Annotated in this window: 17 protein-coding genes; 3 read left to right on the top strand and 14 right to left on the bottom strand. The window is 35.5% G+C overall.

The window, feature by feature from the left end:
* On the bottom strand, positions 1–2,346 hold the full coding sequence (locus HNR52_RS02970; RefSeq protein WP_435619666.1) for a sugar phosphate nucleotidyltransferase: 2,346 nt from the start codon (positions 2,344–2,346) through the stop codon (positions 1–3).
* Positions 2,347–2,475: 129 nt separating this feature from the next.
* On the opposite strand from HNR52_RS02970, the gene HNR52_RS02975 reads away from it, so the two are divergent.
* On the top strand, positions 2,476–3,408 hold the full coding sequence (locus tag HNR52_RS02975; RefSeq protein ID WP_435619667.1) for a Na/Pi cotransporter family protein: 933 nt from the start codon (positions 2,476–2,478) through the stop codon (positions 3,406–3,408).
* Between the two features lie 62 nt (positions 3,409–3,470).
* Positions 3,471–4,565, top strand: a complete 1,095-nt coding sequence (locus HNR52_RS02980) for a GerAB/ArcD/ProY family transporter (RefSeq protein WP_435619668.1) — start codon at positions 3,471–3,473, stop codon at positions 4,563–4,565.
* A 14-nt stretch (positions 4,566–4,579) separates the two neighbouring features.
* Here the strand turns inward: HNR52_RS02980 and glyA are convergent, their stop codons facing one another.
* Together glyA and HNR52_RS02990 are read right to left on the bottom strand one after the other, a co-directional pair.
* Positions 4,580–5,812, bottom strand: a complete 1,233-nt coding sequence (gene glyA / locus HNR52_RS02985; RefSeq protein WP_435619669.1) for a serine hydroxymethyltransferase — start codon at positions 5,810–5,812, stop codon at positions 4,580–4,582.
* A 273-nt stretch (positions 5,813–6,085) separates the two neighbouring features.
* Positions 6,086–7,021 (bottom strand): dipeptidase, encoded by a 936-nt coding sequence (locus HNR52_RS02990; RefSeq protein ID WP_435619670.1) that lies wholly within the window; start codon positions 7,019–7,021, stop codon positions 6,086–6,088.
* A gap of 148 nt (positions 7,022–7,169) precedes the next feature.
* On the opposite strand from HNR52_RS02990, the gene HNR52_RS02995 reads away from it, so the two are divergent.
* Positions 7,170–8,594, top strand: coding sequence for a PIG-L deacetylase family protein (locus HNR52_RS02995; RefSeq protein WP_435619671.1), 1,425 nt, complete (start codon positions 7,170–7,172; stop codon positions 8,592–8,594).
* Between the two features lie 20 nt (positions 8,595–8,614).
* Here the strand turns inward: HNR52_RS02995 and hisIE are convergent, their stop codons facing one another.
* From hisIE to HNR52_RS03050, 11 genes are all read right to left on the bottom strand, one after another.
* Positions 8,615–9,295 carry a bifunctional phosphoribosyl-AMP cyclohydrolase/phosphoribosyl-ATP diphosphatase HisIE gene (gene hisIE / locus HNR52_RS03000; protein ID WP_013787255.1) on the bottom strand — a complete coding sequence of 227 codons (681 nt, stop codon included), beginning with the start codon at positions 9,293–9,295 and terminating at the stop codon, positions 8,615–8,617.
* Positions 9,295–10,059 (bottom strand): imidazole glycerol phosphate synthase subunit HisF, encoded by a 765-nt coding sequence (gene hisF, locus HNR52_RS03005; protein ID WP_435619672.1) that lies wholly within the window; start codon positions 10,057–10,059, stop codon positions 9,295–9,297. Before hisF ends, hisIE begins: the two co-directional genes overlap by 1 nt.
* Positions 10,056–10,766 carry a 1-(5-phosphoribosyl)-5-[(5-phosphoribosylamino)methylideneamino]imidazole-4-carboxamide isomerase gene (gene hisA, locus HNR52_RS03010; RefSeq protein WP_435619673.1) on the bottom strand — a complete coding sequence of 237 codons (711 nt, stop codon included), beginning with the start codon at positions 10,764–10,766 and terminating at the stop codon, positions 10,056–10,058. Before hisA ends, hisF begins: the two co-directional genes overlap by 4 nt.
* Positions 10,767–10,788: 22 nt before the next feature.
* Positions 10,789–11,391, bottom strand: a complete 603-nt coding sequence (hisH, locus tag HNR52_RS03015; RefSeq protein ID WP_013787252.1) for an imidazole glycerol phosphate synthase subunit HisH — start codon at positions 11,389–11,391, stop codon at positions 10,789–10,791.
* A 16-nt stretch (positions 11,392–11,407) separates the two neighbouring features.
* Complete coding sequence (gene hisB, locus HNR52_RS03020) at positions 11,408–11,992, bottom strand: imidazoleglycerol-phosphate dehydratase HisB (protein ID WP_013787251.1); 585 nt, start codon at positions 11,990–11,992, stop codon at positions 11,408–11,410.
* Positions 11,989–13,044, bottom strand: coding sequence for a histidinol-phosphate transaminase (hisC, locus tag HNR52_RS03025; protein WP_013787250.1), 1,056 nt, complete (start codon positions 13,042–13,044; stop codon positions 11,989–11,991). Before hisC ends, hisB begins: the two co-directional genes overlap by 4 nt.
* Positions 13,044–14,327, bottom strand: a complete 1,284-nt coding sequence (gene hisD, locus HNR52_RS03030) for a histidinol dehydrogenase (protein ID WP_435619683.1) — start codon at positions 14,325–14,327, stop codon at positions 13,044–13,046. The genes hisC and hisD overlap by 1 nt, the downstream gene beginning before the upstream one ends.
* Positions 14,328–14,352: 25 nt before the next feature.
* Entirely contained in the window at positions 14,353–14,997 is a 645-nt protein-coding gene (hisG, locus tag HNR52_RS03035; protein WP_013787248.1) for an ATP phosphoribosyltransferase, read from the bottom strand.
* Complete coding sequence (hisZ, locus tag HNR52_RS03040) at positions 14,990–16,150, bottom strand: ATP phosphoribosyltransferase regulatory subunit (protein ID WP_435619674.1); 1,161 nt, start codon at positions 16,148–16,150, stop codon at positions 14,990–14,992. The genes hisG and hisZ overlap by 8 nt, the downstream gene beginning before the upstream one ends.
* Positions 16,151–16,253: 103 nt before the next feature.
* On the bottom strand, positions 16,254–16,949 hold the full coding sequence (locus HNR52_RS03045; protein WP_013787246.1) for an endonuclease/exonuclease/phosphatase family protein: 696 nt from the start codon (positions 16,947–16,949) through the stop codon (positions 16,254–16,256).
* 96 nt (positions 16,950–17,045) lie between these two features.
* Positions 17,046–18,002: a slipin family protein gene (locus HNR52_RS03050; RefSeq protein WP_435619675.1), complete on the bottom strand. Its 957-nt coding sequence runs from the start codon at positions 18,000–18,002 to the stop codon at positions 17,046–17,048.
* Positions 18,003–18,025: the final 23 nt, after the last annotated feature.

The following is an 18,025-nucleotide window of genomic DNA, read 5'->3' on the forward strand; positions in this document are numbered from 1 at the left end:
TTAACTGTCTTTAGACTTTATTATTTCATTCACATATTCAACATACTTGTTTAAAAGTGCCTCTGCTTTTTCCTTTGTGGGAGCCTCTGAATATATTCTGCATGCAGGCAGCTCTGAATCTGGAACTAACAAAACCCAAGCATCGCCATAATTAAACCTTATCCCATCTAAAAACATCGATTTTTCATCCTTTTTTTCGTAAAACTTTCTTATTATCAAACCCTTGTCCTTCCAATTACAGTTTATCACTTTGTTCAATTTAACCCTCTGTGGTATAGACTTCTTTAAATCAGACAATTTAAGCTTGTTTTTGCTTAAATATTCAACTAATCTCAATGTAAAATTTATACCGTCGAAACTAAGGCTAAACTGAGAATTCTCATCACCATTATTACTTTCAATCTCAAACATTTTTTTCATCTTCTCGCTCTGAGAGATTTTACTAAACCTCGTCTCGATGCCAAGCTCTTTCGACATTTCACTTAAAAATTGAGAACTATTGAATGGTATTATAAACTTACTTTTCCCATTTTCCTTGCCGACAAGTATCCTCAAATAATCCAATTCATCTTCATCAAGCAAATGTCCTTCATCATCATAAATTTCAACATTTTCTCCATCATCTGAAATCTTAATACCCATATCGTAACTTGCCACAGCTTTTTCATAACCGCGACTTTGATTTAACAAGCTTAATAAACTTCTTGTGGTCTGACCAATAAAATTTACATTTAATTTTTCAAATGAATCGCCATTTAAAGATAAACTTTCAGCGTACTCCTTATTTACATCTACTATAACTTCGTCATTTATAACATTGGCTATACTATAATCGTTGATCTTGTATTTATTCAATATCTTTTTCTCTACATTTCTGTCCACGTCACACCCATTCTCATCTATTAAAATAATATTTACCGTTTTTTTATCTATTTTTTTTACAAATACGCCTGCTTTATATCCATTTTTTTTGATAGAATACCTCATAGCAGGCAGTATGGTAGAATGAGCATTGTACACCTTTCTTCCCACTGAAATTATCCCATCTTTTAAAAGATTTAAAGCTAATCTTGCGTAAGAATCATCCACACATCCCACAAGTATCTCTCCATCAAATACGCTGCCTATTACTTCACCTAATCTTACCAAATTGTCAGGTGTAAGATTATCATGCAAATTCCCCTTTATCCCTCTATCTCCAAACAATGACGCTTCATCATTATTTCCCCACACAACATCTCTTTCTACTATATTCCCTGTTGATATGATTCTATTAGGCCATATTTTCGTATTTGGTTTAATCTCACAAAACGATTGAAGCTTAGATTTTTCACCTATTATTGAATTATCAAAAGTCCTGACGTTATTTTCGGTAATTGCTCCGCTGCAAAATACAGTTCCTCTGATTTCGTTATTTCTTCCAATTTTTACATTGTCCCAAAGTACGCTATTCTTTAATGTTGACATAGGTCCTACATAGCTTCCACTTCCAATTATTACATTCGGTCCTATCACTGCACCATCATCTATAATAGCACTGTCGCCTATTATTAATGGCGGAACAAGCTTGGCACTCTGAGATATAAAAACATTTTTACCAAAAATCATTCCATCTTTGCTTATTTTCTCTTTAAATCCAAGATCGATATTCCCACTTAGGAGATCAAGGTGGCTTTTAAGGTATTGAACTCCATTCCCTATGTCACACCAGTAATCGTTGCTGATGTATCCATACACAGGAACATTTTTTTCAAGCAGCATTGGAAATAAATCCTTGCTAAAGTCAAATTGCCTGTTATCAGGTATGAAATTTAGAATCTCAGGCTCTATGATGTAAATACCTGTATTTACAGTATCGCTAAATACCTCTCCCCATGATGGTTTTTCTAAAAACTTCACGATTTTTCCATCATCATCTGTTATCACAACGCCATATTCCAATGGAATATCTACTTTTGTAAGCACCAATGTCACTTTCGAACCTTTGTTTTTGTGAAATTCATAAGCCTTTTTCAGATCTATATCTGTTATCACATCGCCGCTTATTACCACAAATGTATCATCAAGAAAATCAGCAGCATTCTTTACGCTGCCTGCTGTCCCAAGTGGTTTATCTTCCACGTAATACTTTATCACGTCACCGTATTGCTCATACAAATAATCTTTTATCTTGTGAGGCAAATAAAAAAGGGTTACACCCACATCATTTATGCCATACTTTTGAACATGGTTTATAATATGCCAAATAGCTGGCTTTCCAGCCATAGGTACCATAGGCTTAGGAATTCCACATGTCAACGGCCTTAACCTGCTACCCTCACCACCAGCCATGATTATAGCTTTCATATCATCACCTTCTATGATTATTACTACTAATTAGTATCCAGAAAAAAAATCATTTTATACAAAGTCATATTTAATAGTAATATTTCAAAATCAAAATAAATATGTATTAAAAAAACGCTGGAGGTCAAAATGGTAAATACGATCTTTTTCATAGCTTTAGGTATCGCAATTTTTCTCCTTGGACTTTTATTTTTAACTTCATCGTTAAAAATCATTTCAAAGCACAAAGTCAAGACACTTATTGAAAAATACACAGGTAATATATATTTATCAATATTTATTGGATTCATTCTGGCCATAATGATGCAAAGCAGCAGCATGATTACAATAGTAGCAGTTAGCATGGCTGATGCAGGACTTCTAAACTTGTACAGTGCAGCAGGCATAATAATGGGAGCAAATATCGGAACAACGATTGCCGTTCAACTCTACGCATTTGACCTTTACAGTGCTGTACCTTACTTGATTTTTTTAGGCTCCATTTTAAGATTTCAAAAGCAAAAAATATTTAAGTTCATCGGCAATATACTTTTGGGCTTCGGAATCATATTTGCGGGACTAAAAATAATTGATATAGCCGTTTCACCACTTAGAAATTTTTCTGCTATAAAAAATTTTGTCACTATGACAGAAAACCCATTTTATGGCATAGCAACTGGAATCGTCATGGCACTTATCATGCAGTCTAGCACATTTTGCATCGCAATGCTTCAAGTTCTTGCAAATGTTAAAATAATGCCTGTATACAATGCCATCTACATCGTGTATGGACTTAATATAGGCACGTGCTCTGAAGCTTTATTGATAAGCATTGCCACAAACAAAGAAGGAAAGAAAATAGCTATTTTTAACGTGCTTTTTAATCTAATAGGAACAATCGTTTTTCTCCCTTTGACACACTATTACTATAAATTTTTGAAATTTATTACTCCAGGCAATGTGTCTTTGCAAATTTCAAATAGCCATATGTTCTTTAATATTGCTTCAACATTGTTGGTTCTACCAATAATGAAATACCTGTTTTATTTTATAGAAATTATGTTTGAAAATGGTTCTAAGTGAGTAAAAACAAAAAATTATTCACAACATAATAATATAGAATAGCAGATTAGGATGTGAAACTAATGAATAAAATAACGTACAAGGAACTTTTTTCTGCAATGCTGGCGTTTGAATTAGGAAGTGCTGTATTATTTGTATTAGGCGCGTCTGCAAAGCAAGACGCGTGGATATCAATATTGCTGGCAACTGTCGCTGCACTGCCACTGGTCTACTTATACGTAACACTTTATAAAATGCACGATGGAAATCTGCCTCAAATTTTGGAAGTCACATTTGGAAAGGCATTTGGCAAAGTGCTTTCTGTAATTTACGCCATTTACTTCTTGTACATAGCTGCCCGCGTAACAAGAGATTTTGCCGAGCTTAATATAGGTACCATATACAAGCAAGCACCTGTATCAGCCTTTTCAATTGCAATTTTGGTTGTAGTTATGTACTACCTTGTGTTCGACATAAGCGTTATGATAAAGTCTTCACACGTGCTATTGCCAACTTTTATTATCATGGCATTTTTTCAAATCATTGGCGTATTCAGCGTAAATTGTGTAACTATAAAAAAAATTTTTCCTATCTTAGGAAATGGACTTATGCCTGTAGTAAAAGCTGCATTTCCAAATATTCTCACATTTCCATACGGTGAGCTTATCACATTTATGATGGTGTTCCCAGAATTCAAGTTTAACACAAATAAATTGACCAAATATTGCTTTGCATTAGTTGTAACAACAGGCCTTTGGCTTGCATTAAACACAGTGGAAATATTTTCAGTCCTTGGAGTAGCAGAAGCGACAAGGGCAAATTTCCCATTTTATGAGCTTGCACTTATAATGAAATTTGGAACTTTTAGAAATCTTGACCCATTTTATGCAATAGTAACTGTTATAGGAGGTGTCATAAAAATAACTGTCTTTACGTATGCCGCCATAAAGACAATACAGACGATCTTCAACTTAAAAGAGTACAAATTTTTGCTTATACCTGTGGGCACTATCGTATACGCCTTATCTATATTAATAGCTGATTCATACCCACTTCACATTCTGATTGGCCTTAAATTGACGACGCTTTATATTCATGTGCCGCTGCAGATAATCATACCGCTTATAGCATTGATACTGTCTTTCATAAGAAATCCTAAAACAAGTAAAAATAAATAAGCCTAACTGCAGGCTTATTCATAAAGTGGATATTTGTCGAGAAGTTCACTTACTCTCTTTTTAGCTACATCAACGTAATTTTCATCTTTTAAAACATTATAGATTATATCAGCAATCACATCCATGTCATCTTCATTCATTCCTCTCGTAGTAACCGCTGGTGTTCCAAGCCTTAGGCCTGAAGTGACATTAGGACCCAATGGATCGTTTGGTATGGCATTTTTATTTGCCGTTATTCCTACATAGTCAAGCCTTTTTTCTAATTCCTTGCCTGTGACGCCAGTCCCTCTTAAGTCCAATAACATCAAATGATTGTCTGTACCACCTGAAACTAAGTTCACTTTTCTGTCCATAAGGCCATCTGCCAAGGCTTTTGCATTTCTCACGATCTTCTTCTGATATTCTTTAAATTCTGGTTTTAATGCTTCATTAAAGCATACTGCTTTTGCAGCGATTACGTGCATCAGTGGACCACCTTGTACTCCTGGAAAAACAGATTTATCGATGGCCTTTGCGTGAACCTCTTTAGATAAGATTATGCCGCCTCTTGGCCCTCTTAAAGTCTTATGTGTTGTAGACGTTACAACGTCTGAATACTCTACAGGATTAGGATGAAGTCCTGCCGCTACAAGTCCTGCAATGTGTGCCATGTCTACCATTAAATATGCTCCAACTGAATCTGCAATTTCTTTAAATCTCTTAAAATCTATTATCCTGGGATACGCGCTTGCACCTGCTACAATAAGCTTAGGCTTGTACTCTTTTGCTAATCTTTCCAACTCATCGTAGTCTATAAAACCAGTGTCTTCCCTTACTCCATAAGGTATGATGTTGTACAACTTGCCTGAGAAATTTACTTTGCTGCCATGTGTTAAATGTCCACCGTGTGCCAAATTCATGCCTAATACTGTATCACCTGGATTTATCAATGCAAAATAAGCTGCCATGTTGGCTTGAGCGCCAGAATGAGGCTGTACATTTGCATGCTCTGCTCCAAAAAGCTTTTTAAGCCTCTCTCTTGCCAACTCCTCAACTACATCGACGTACTCGCAACCTCCGTAATACCGCTTTCCAGGATACCCCTCAGCATACTTGTTTGTAAGCGGTGAGCCCATCGCTTCCATGACTGCAGGGCTTACAAAATTCTCTGATGCGATCAGCTCAATCTTATTTTTCTGCCTTTTAATCTCATTAGAAATTGCATCAGCCACTTCAGGATCTACTTCTCTTATAATATCGATATTCATTGTCTTACCTCCAATTTTTATTTTCACTATACAGCAATAAAGTGCTATATTTTTATTATAATTACTGAAGCTAAATTGTTCAACAAAAAAGTATAAAAGTTGACACTAAAATATAATCTTCTGAAAATTTATTTATCAAATAATTTTTTAATAACCTCTTGATTTTTATTTGAATTATATGTATAATGTATTCTTGGTCAAAACAATGACTCCCCCTTTAACATATGCAAGCCCCAATTAAATCATCGGGGCTATTTTTTATTGTAAAAATAATCAATGTAAGATTTCTTTTATTATTCTTTCGAAATTGCCGTGAGATATTAAATCTATTTCGTCGTCGTTAAAACCTCTTTTTTTAAGTCCTTCAAGTACCTTAGGAAAACACGATACATCATGAAGCTCGAGAGGTGTTTTTTCTATGCCATCAAAGTCTGAGCCAAATCCAACATGCTCTGCACCTACTAATTTCGCAATATATTCCACATGGTCAAGCACATCTTCTATTGTAGCATTGCCATCTTCTCTTAAAAAATCAGGGCAAAAATTAATTCCTATGGCGCCATTTTTATCAGCAATAGCCTTTATCTGCTTATCACTTAGATTTCTCGGATGATTGCAAAGAGCTTTACAGTCAGAATGGGACGCTATAAATGGCTTATCACACAAATCTACAACATCCCAAAATCCTCTTTCATTTAAATGTGATACATCTACGATCATTCCTAACCTGTTCATTTCTTTTACGACACTTTCACCGAATTGCGTGATGCCGCAATCCTTGCATCCTAATACACCATCACCTATGTCATTTCTAAGGCTCCAAGTAAGCGTCATAGCTCTCACGCCCAGTCTATAAAACATCCTTAAAAGGGACAAATCTCCTTCTATTGCTTCGCCGCCTTCTATTGACAATAATACGCCTAATTTGTTTTTATTTTTTGCTTCATCAATATCATCACCACTTAAAATCAATTTGATTCTATCGCTTTTTTCTATGGCTTGATAAAGTTTATCGATCATCTTTAACGTTTTTGCTGCAGCATCTTTTTTCATAAATTCTGGTTCAACAAAAGTGGCAAATACTTGAAGATGTACCAATCCTCCTTCTAATCTAACTAAGTCAAGATGCCCATCAGTATTTTTTATCGTCATGTCTCTTCCGTATTTTTCAGCTAAGTACAACGTATCACAATGGAAATCAACTATCATGCCAATGCCTCCTAAAAATTTTCTCTCAAATAATATTTTACGCTTATGGTTATACATTACAAAAAATTTTTCACATAAAATCTCAATTTTTTAACAAATTATTAATAAATATATGCTACAATTATGACATAATTGGAGGTGTGAAGCGATGAAGGTGAAGAAATATTTAATAATTACTATAATTGTATTATCGCTATTGGTATCATATGTTATGAATTTAAAGACCACCTTCGCAAATCTGACAGAAAAAAAGCCGGAACCGGAATTTAAAAATCCCGGACAACGGATACTTGTAATTGTACCACACCCTGATGATGAATCTTTAGGAATGGCGGGAGTCATACAGCGAGCAGTAAGCCAAAACATTCCGGTAAAAGTAGTCATAGTTACAAATGGAGATAGCTACAAAAAAGCTGCTGCTGTACTTACAGGTCATGTAAATCCTACACCATCAGACTTTTATAAGCTTGGCCTTCAAAGACAAAGTGAAAGCATAGCTGCAATGGCAGAACTTGGCCTTCCAAAAAACGATGTAGTATTTTTAGGCTTTGCTGATGGTAGCACTCGTTTTTTATGGAGCGATTTTTGGGACAATAACGTTCCCAGAATTAGTGGCGGAACAAAATCCGCATTTTCCCCCTATAAAAATGTGTATAAACCTGGCATAGCATATACAGGAAACAATCTTGAAAATTGCATACAAGAAATCATAAAATCTTTCAATCCTACAGATATTTATTATCCAATGGCAGATGACGTGCACCCTGATCATTGGGCTGTAAGCAATTTTGTAAGATATGCCATCGTAGCCATGAACTTAAATGTACGAGAGCATATGTTTCTGATTCATCATCCACAATGGCCTGTCCCATGGCTTTTAGAGCCAAACAGACCGCTTCTTCCACCTGTTGATATAGCTGACAGCAATACAAAATGGCAGGTGTTCAAATTGACGCCAAGCGAAATCCAAAAGAAGGAAGTAGCACTTAAGAAATACAAATCTCAAATTGCTGTGATGGAACCATTTTTAATGGGATTTGTAAGGCAAAACGAGCTTTTTGGCACGAAACCTGTAATAAATATAAAGGATGTCAGCACGCTGCCAAATTTAAATCAGGCAGAAATGCCATACACATTGTTTAAAGTTCCTGCAGGAGGCGTATTAAATCAAGAGATATACAGAAGCGCAGATCTCACTGAGATGGCATCATTTTACTACAGAGGAAATGAGCTTTACGTAGGAATGAAGTCATTGGCACCTATATCAAAAAAAGTGGCTTATCATTTGGAAATGAGGCTATTTTACAAAGGTGATATCAAAAGAATAGATATAGGACTGATAGGCGGAAAACTTTACGAGTACAGAAAGGCTAAAAATTCCATCTACAATGTCCCAATTTCAAATCCAGTCTTTAGTAAAAATGTAGTCTGGATTAAGATTGACATTCCAAATACGCAAAATTTGAATTATATATTTATGGGGGCTGATTCAATATATAAAAACAAGTTGATAGACAAGATTCCTTGGAACGTCTACAAAGTCGAAAATAAGGAAGCATCGCAAACTACTTAATTGAAGTTTGCGATGCTTCCTTATTTTGTCTCTTTTCTCATTTTGTGTTGTTCTTTAAATTCATCTGTTTTGTAATACCTTCTTGAAAGTTCATCATACACATCTTCAAGGCTTATTTCTTTTTCTACCATCAAAACCAATAAGTGATAAATATAATCAGCTATTTCATATATTATTTCTTCCTTGTCACCTTCTTTTGATGCGATCAATATTTCAGTGTTTTCTTCCCCAATCTTTTTCAAAATCTTATTCAATCCTTTTGAAAAAAGGTAATTTGTGTAAGACCCTTCTACAGGATTTTCTTTTCTACCTTCGATCCTTCTGTAGAGATTTTTTAAGATTGATTCACTTTCATCACCTGAAAGATCTAAAATGCTTCTGTAAAAGCAGCTTCTATTGCCTGTATGACAAGCAGGTCCATCCGCTTCAACCTCTATAAGGATCGTATCACCATCGCAGTCGTATTTGATAGATTTAATGTGTTGAATATTGCCGGATGTTTCGCCTTTATGCCATAAGCACTGCCTACTTCTTGAGAAAAAATACGTCTCCTTAGTTTCTAAACTTTTCTCAAGACTTTCCCTGTTCATGTAAGCCATCATAAGGACTTCCTTTGTCTTATAATCTTGAACGATAGCGGGTATCAATCCATTATCATCAAATTTCAATTCATCAATGTACATAAACACGATCCTTTCCATCAAATCATCCTGACAGGTATATGGTTATCTTTAAGATAACTTTTGAGTTTATTTATCTCAAGCTCTCCATAGTGAAATAGAGAAGCTGCCAATGCTGCATCGGCTTTTGCCTCCAAAAAAACCTCTTTAAAGTGTTCTTTGCAGCCTGCACCGCCCGATGCTATAACAGGTATTCTTACATTTTCAGCCACCATTCTCGTCAATTCAATATCATATCCGTTTTTCGTTCCATCTGCATCCATGCTTGTAAGCAAAATCTCACCAGCTCCCAAGCTCTCCACCTTCTTCGCCCATTCTAATACATCGTATCCTGTATTAACACGACCCCCATTTATATACACATCAAAGCCTTTGCCATCAGCTTTTCTTTTGGCATCTATTGCAACAACGACGCATTGGCTGCCAAATTTCTTTGCAGCATCTTTTATAAGATCTGGATTCTTAACTGCCTCGGAATTGATTGAAATTTTATCTGCTCCTGCCTTCAGTATCCGCCTGAAATCATCTACAGTCCTTATTCCTCCACCTACAGTAAGGGGTATGAATACTTTCTCCGATGTCCTTCTTACAACATCTATCATTATATCCCGTTTTTCATAAGACGCTGTAATATCTAAAAAGACTATCTCATCAGCACCAGCTTTATTGTATTCCTCTGCTACATCTACAGGATCTCCGGCATCTTTCAAATTTACAAAATTCACGCCTTTTACAACTCGTCCATCTTTTACATCAAGACAAGGTATAATCCTCTTTGAAATCATTGTACGACCTCCAATGCGTCCTTTAAATTTATTCTGCCTGTATAAAGAGCTTTGCCTATTATAGCTCCAAATGCTCCCATGTCTTTTAATCTCCGTATGTCATCCAATGTGGCAATTCCTCCAGAAGCAATGACATTCAACTGAGTATTGACGATATTTTTTATTGCGTCAAAATTAGGGCCCTCCATCATTCCATCCTTTTTAATGTCTGTGTATATGACCGTACTAAGACCTATATCTTTAATCTCTTTTGCAAGTTCATCATCTTTTATGTGGCTTTTTTCAAGCCATCCTTTCGTAGCAACATATCCGTCTTTTGCATCAATTCCCACGATAATTTTATCTTTATATTTTTCAGTGATCTCTAATAGCAATCGCCTGTCATGTACTGCTACACTGCCTAAAATGATGTAATCAACACCTAAATTAAAAAGCTCTGAAACAGTTTCAATGTTTCTTATTCCACCGCCTACTTCTATTTCGTTGTCAAATGCTTTTCTTATTTTTTCGATAGAACGCAAATTCACAAGGCGTCCTTCTTTAGCCCCTTCTAAATCGACAATGTGAATTCTTTTAGCACCATGATCTCTCCAAGCCTTCGCTGCATCATCTGGTTTTTCATAGTACACTGTACTTTTCTCATAATCTCCCATTGTAAGCCTTACACATTTACCATCTATTATATCTATAGCAGGTATAATAAGCATCAAATCCCTCCAAAAATCAAAATCATATCATCTCTGCAAAATTCCTTAATATCTTAAGCCCAATGTTACCGCTTTTTTCAGGATGAAATTGGCAAGAAAATACATTGTCTTTACATACAACAGCAGGTATTGAAATTCCATAATCAACTGTCGCACATATATCATCTAAATCTCCATTTGAAAGATAATACGAATGGACAAAATATACGCTGTCTCCATCCCTTACCCCATTTAAAAGTTGATTATCCTTTTTTATGATGAGAGAATTCCAGCCTATATGTGGCACTTTTAAATTTGTCTTAATCTCAGATATTTCGCCTTTTAAAATGTGCAATCCTTCAGTCTCCCTGACTTCAAAGCTTCTATCAAACAAAAGCTGCATGCCAAGGCATATACCTAATAGCATCTTTCCCTTTTCCACTTCTTCTTTGATGGCATTTGAAATTCCTCTTTTATTTAATATCTCCATAGCGTCAGGAAAAGCTCCTACACCGGGCAATACCAGCGCTGCAGCATCTTTAATTTCTTTTGCATCATCGATGATTTTTGCATCATGCCCAATATATTGGAATGCTTTTTCTACGCTTCTTAAGTTTCCCATTCCATAATCTACAATGCCTATCATTTAAACACCGCCTTAATTATAATGAGCCTTTCGTTGATGGTATTCCATCTATTCTGTCATCTATTTTTGTCGCTTCATCTAATGCACGTCCTAACGATTTAAAAGCACCCTCTATTATATGATGTGTGTTTATGCCATGTAGCATTTCTACATGAAGCGTAATCAAAGAATTAAACGCAAATGCTCTAAAAAAATCTTCTACAGTTTCCGTTTCAAAGTTCCCAAGCAATGTGGAGTCAAGCTTCAATTTGTAATAAAGATATGGTCTTCCGCTTATGTCAACTACCGTTCTTAAAAGCGCTTCATCCATGGGGACGTATGAAACACCGTAACGCTTAATCGACATCTTGTCATCTAAAGCTTTTAAGAAAGCCTGCCCCAACGTTATACCTACATCTTCGACAGTATGATGTGTATCAACGTGCAAATCGCCTTTTGCAACCACTTGCAAGTCAAAAAGACCGTGTTTCGAAAAAAGAGTTAGCATATGATCTAAAAAGCCTATTCCAGTATCAATTGATGAATTTCCTTTCCCATCAATGTTTATCTTCACATATACATCTGTCTCATTTGTCTTTCTTCTAATTTCCGCTTCTCTCATACTAATATCTCCTTAAGACATTTTAAAAAATAACTATTTGCTTCTCTCGTTCCAATCGTCACGCGAAGTGCATTAGAGAGGATTTTGTCTCCTAAGAAATTTCTCACAAGTACGCCCTTTTCCAATAGTTTATTGTACACATAGTAAGCATCATCAAATTCTATCAGCAGAAAATTGGCCTTAGAATCATACACTTTTAAGTTGCCTATTTCCTTTAATCCATCCTGTAAAAATTTTCTTTCATTTTTGATGTAATCAACTTTTTCGTCAACTCGTCCTTCTTCTAAAACACTTAATGCAATTGCTTGCGATATGCTGTTTACATTGTAAGGTGATTTAACCATATTAAGGCAACTAATTACATCAGAGTTTGATACTGCATATCCAACTCTCAATCCTGCAAGGCCATACGCCTTTGAAAGGGTCCTTAATACAATAAGCCTTTCAAATTTTCCAATCAAATCAACTACTGTATCTCCATAAAATTCATAGTAAGCCTCATCAACAACCGTAATTCCATCGTTAACCTTCAGTATTTTTACTATGTCATCTCTATCTAATGTAGTACCTGTTGGATTGTTGGGATTGCATAAAATGACCATTTTAGGATTAAATATATTTATTGTATTTATGATTTCATCAACATTGTAACTGTAATCATCTTTCAAGGCCACTTCTACATTTTTTGCACCAGCTATTTGAGAATACACTTTGTACATGCTGAAAGACGGTACGGGGTATACGACACAATCATTCTTTGAGACAAAAGCGTTCATCAATATATGAATTATCTCATCAGAACCATTCCCTACAAAGATATTTTCTCTGGTTGTGCCACAGTATTCCGCTAATTTATCTCTCAATTTTAAGCTTACAGGGTCCGGATACCTATTGACATTCGCACTTTTTACTATTTCCTGAAGATTATTCATAGTAGCTTCAGGAAGGCCAAAAGGAGTCTCATTTGCATCCATTTTATACATACATTCTATTGTTGGGACTTCGTAATTCTTAAAACCCTTTATCTCATCCCTAATCAAATCGTATATCATTATCTGTACCTCACTTTTATGGAATTAGCATGTGCAGTAAGCCCTTCTGATTCTGCAAGCCTTACTATGTCATCTGCTACCTTCATCAGCGATTTTCTGTCGTAGTAGAGGATGCTCATCTTTTTAATGAAATCATCAACGGAAAGCGGCGAAAAAAACTTCGATGTTCCACTGGTAGGAAGCACATGGTTAGGACCTGCCATATAGTCTCCTAAAGGTTCTGGCGAATTTTCTCCTAAGAAAACCGCACCTGCATTTTTTACTTTTCCTATCATCTCAAAAGAATTTTCTAAAACAAGTTCTAAGTGCTCAGGTGCTATTTCATTTGCTATGCTTAATGCTACATCTAAGTCATCAACGACGATTATGGCTCCATAATCATTTATTGATTTTTCTATTATTTCCTTTCTTTCAAGATACTTAATTTGCCTTTCTATCTCCATCTTTACACTCTCTGCAACCTCAATCGAAGTGGTGATTAAAACCGCAGATGCCATAACATCGTGCTCTGCTTGCGACAAAAGATCTGCTGCAAGATAGGAGGGATTGCCACTTTCATCAGCCACTATTAAAACTTCGCTTGGTCCTGCCACCATATCGATGTCTACGAATCCATAAACAGCCTTCTTAGCCATCGCAACAAATATATTTCCTGGTCCGACTATTTTATCCACCTTTGGCACAGATTCTGTTCCAAAAGCCAATGCCGCAATTGCCTGAGCTCCACCGATTTTATATACTTTTTTGATTCCTACTTCATTAGCAGCAACCAACACAAATGGACTTATCCCCATCTTTATGGGCGTAACCATAATAATCTCATCAACTCCAGCAACTTTTGCCGGAATGCTGTTCATAATGACAGAAGATGGGTAAGAAGCAGTTCCACCAGGCACGTAAATACCCACTTTTTCTAAAGGTCTGATTTTCTGACCATACACTATACCGTCTTTAAAATCCATCCACGTCTTTTGCTTTTGATTTTGGTGATAATCTTCAATATTTTTTATGGCTTTCCTCAAAGACGATAAAAAATCGCCATCTACTTTGCTGTATGCATCATCTATTTCTTCTTGTGATACCATTATGGTGCTCTCGTCTATTTCAACACCATCGTATTTCAGTGTGTAGTCAAACAAAGCCTTATTTTTATTCATCTTTACATTTTGAATTATTTCATAAACAATATCCTCTATCCTTTTATCTTCTAATTTTGATCTATTAGTCAACTTTTCTATTACTTTGTAATCAATTGAGCTTCTAAAATCGAAAATTTCTATCACTATCACCAGCTCCTTCAAATCAATACTAAGCCTTAAACATATCGCTTTCTATAGCGCCTTTTAATTTGTATATTATTTCCTTTATCCTTTCACTTTTTGTCTTCATGCTGGCTTTATTTACGATAAGCCTCGCGCTGGAAGAAAATATCTCTTCATACACTGTAAGTCCATTTTCCTTTAGAGTTGTCCCAGTCTCTACGATATCCACTATGACTTCAGACAACCCTACTAATGGAGCCAATTCTACAGAACCATTTAATTTTATAATTTCCACATTTTCTCCTTTTTTTTTGTAAAATTCTTCAGCTATAGCTGGAAATTTAGTCGCAACCCTCTTGTTGCTCAAAAAATTATCCTTCTTATTCAAAGGGCCTGCAACAACCATTTTACATCTGCCAAATCCCAAATCAAGAACCTCGTAACAGTCTCTTTTCAATTCCAAAAGCACATCTTTTCCGCAAACACCCAAATCTGCAGCACCGTGCTCTACATAAGTAGGCACATCAGATGGCTTTACAAGTATAAAATTGAGATTATTTTCATGATCGTATATAAATAATTTTCTCGAAATCTCATTTTGAATGTTTGTAGTTATGCCACATGATGCAAATACTTCAAAAGACTTTTCTGCCAATCTCCCTTTAGGCAGCGCTACTGTTATGCTATCCATCTTGCACACCTGCCTTGATAATTTCATCAAATTTCTTTCTGTTAGCATATTCACTGTTGTCCATATTTACAAGTTCAGCTATATTCCCTTGCTTTCTCAATTTCACTGCGATGTCGTATGCAACTTTTCTGTTTTTTTCATCAAAAACCACTGCCACCCTCTTAGGCTTTTTAGTGGTTATGCCGCTTTGACTTTGAAGTGCTAACATAGCTCTTTCAACGCTTATAGCAAAACCAGTAGCTGGTAAGTCTTTGCCGTAATTTTTCAACAAGTTGTCATACCTGCCACCTGCACAAATTGCATAACCAAGGTCTTTTACAAATACTCTAAATATTAGTCCTGTGTAGTAATCGATACTTTGAACCATGCCTAAATCAAATGTAATGTAACTATCCATGTCAAAATCTTTTAAAATGTCATAAACTCTCTCAAGATAGTTTAAAGCTTTCATGGCACTTTCAAATCCATATACGCGTTTTGCTTCTTCTACAACATCTATGCCCCCAAAGAAAAGTGGCAAATTAGCTACCAATTCATAGTTACGCCCTGTAATATTGTTGTATTTTAAAAAATATTCGATCTCTGACTGATTCTTGTCTTTAAGAAGTCCTTTTAGAATATCTTCTTCCTCCTTAGTCAGCCTCAACTCACAAAGTATCGATTTAAAAAATTCTGCTTGACCAATATCTACTTTAAAATCTTTTATCTCAATGTTTCTAAGAGCTTCAATTGCAACAGATATACACTCTGCGTCAGAATATTCATGATTTCTCCCTATAAGCTCTATTCCTGCCTGTGTAAATTCCCTCATTCTGCCTACTTGTGGATTATCATATCTAAAAACATTAGCAATGTAGGAAAATTTAAGCGGATATTCATTGTATTTTGTAGATGCTATTCTCGCCACTTGTGTCGTAACATCAGGTCTTAATACCAGTAGATCTCCTTTTTTATCAAAAAACCTGTAAATATTGTTTTCATCGAAAAAAATTCCCGATGTGACAGAAAAGTTGTCAATGTACTCAAATGTAGGCGGCATTATCTCTTCGTATCCTGATAATTCAAATGTATTTCTCAATATATTTTCTATGTTTCGCTTGAATCTCAACTCATCAGGCAAAAAATCCTGTACTCCGTCAGGTAAATTCTTCATCAAAGCACCTCTTATACTATTTTACTTTATTTTTGTAAAGTGATAAAGTAATGACTTGTTATTTAAATAATAATTTATTTTTGTCTATGTGTCAAGTACATTTTCAAAAATCACACCTTAAAGAAGCTACTACCGGTAAATGATCTGATAAAGTAGAGTCAATAGCCTTTATTGATTCAACGCGCATGCCTTTTGAATGCATTATATAATCTATTCTGACATTTTCGCATCCATCCACATAAGTGTGAAAAGCAGAATTTTGAGTATTTACAGCATCTTTAAGCACTCTGATTATGGTAGAATAAGCTTCTTCTCCAGGTGTCTCATTAAAATCCCCCGTCATAATAACCGGATATTCCAAGTTCGAAACGATTTTCAATATTTCTTGTGACTGCACCAATCTCTCTTTACGATTAAGTCCCAAATGGGTAGTCAAAAACCATATCTTTTTGTTTTCATTTAGCTGTATCAACGCTGTCAATACACCCCTTCTTTCACCTTTTGAGTAAATGTGATGATTCTTTTTCTTTACAATAGGATACCTGGAAAGTATTCCATTGCCAAACGATCCAAACCCAATTCTTAAATTCGGTCCAAAAGCATAATGCATTTTAAGCCTTTTTGCCAGATACTTAATCTCGTTTAAAAAATATGAACGCTTTAAAAACACGTCAACCTCTTGCAATCCGACAATATCAACACCTATTTCTCTAATCAAATTAGAAATCCCGTACAATGTCAAATTTCCTTCAATATCCTTTCCACCATGAATATTGTACGTCATAACTTTAATAATCATAATATCCCTTCATTTCACTGAATTAATTCCAACAATATTATATGCTTAATAAATAAAGCAGAACCTCAATCGAGATTCCGCTTAGCATCATGTTCATTATTTTTCCTCTTTATCTTCCACAAGCTTTGTAAAAACGTTAAAAAGCTCTATTGGTATAGGGAACAATATAGTAGAATTTTTTTCAGCAGCTATTTCAGGAAGCGTCTGAAGGTATCTCAATTGCAATGCTGCAGGCTCTGTGGATATGACAGCAGCAGCTTCTTTAAGTTTTTGAGATGCTTGAAACTCTCCATCCGCAAAAATAACTTTCGCCCGTCTCTCCCTTTCTGCTTCCGCCTGTTTTGCCATAGCCCTTTTCATCGTATCCGGAAGCTCAATGCTCTTTATCTCCACTGCCGTAACCTTGATTCCCCAAGGATCCGTAGCTTCATCCAACAACTCCCTAAGCTTTTCATTAAGCTCTGCTCTCTTTGCCAGCATTTCATCAAGTTCATGCTGACCAAGTATTGAGCGCAATATTGTTTGCCCAAGGAGTGTGGTGCTTTGAGTATAATTTGCAACCTTCGTTATAGCTAATATAGGATCAAACACATTAAAGTAAACAACAGCATCAACATTTACAGGAACATTGTCCTTTGTAATGACTTCCTGCTTTGCAACATCGATTGTAAAAGTCCTTAAATCTACTTTTATTACTCTATCTATTCCAAATGGAAATATAACATTAAACCCAGGTCCTAAAAGTCCAGACAATTTTCCAAATCGAAACAGAACTCCCCTTTGGTACTCCGTAATTATTTTTACCATGCCAGGTAGTATTATAAACGGTATGATGACTAATACAATTCCAATCACTGCAAAATTGACGTTCATATTTATTACCACATATACATCAAGACCACACCAAATTATGAACGTCACCAGCATGAAGTAGAAATTTGCCATGATCTTTCTTGATGCTGCTATTGCCATCCATACAATCCACCAAATACATTCAATAGCGAAAACACCAATAAAGACAGTGCTTAAAATTGAGATTGCCGATGAATCCATACTATTGCATCTCCTTTCTAAAA

This window comes from Thermoanaerobacterium thermosulfurigenes (genome assembly GCF_051201035.1).
Classification (GTDB): Bacteria; Bacillota; Thermoanaerobacteria; order Thermoanaerobacterales; family Thermoanaerobacteraceae; genus Thermoanaerobacterium; species Thermoanaerobacterium thermosulfurigenes.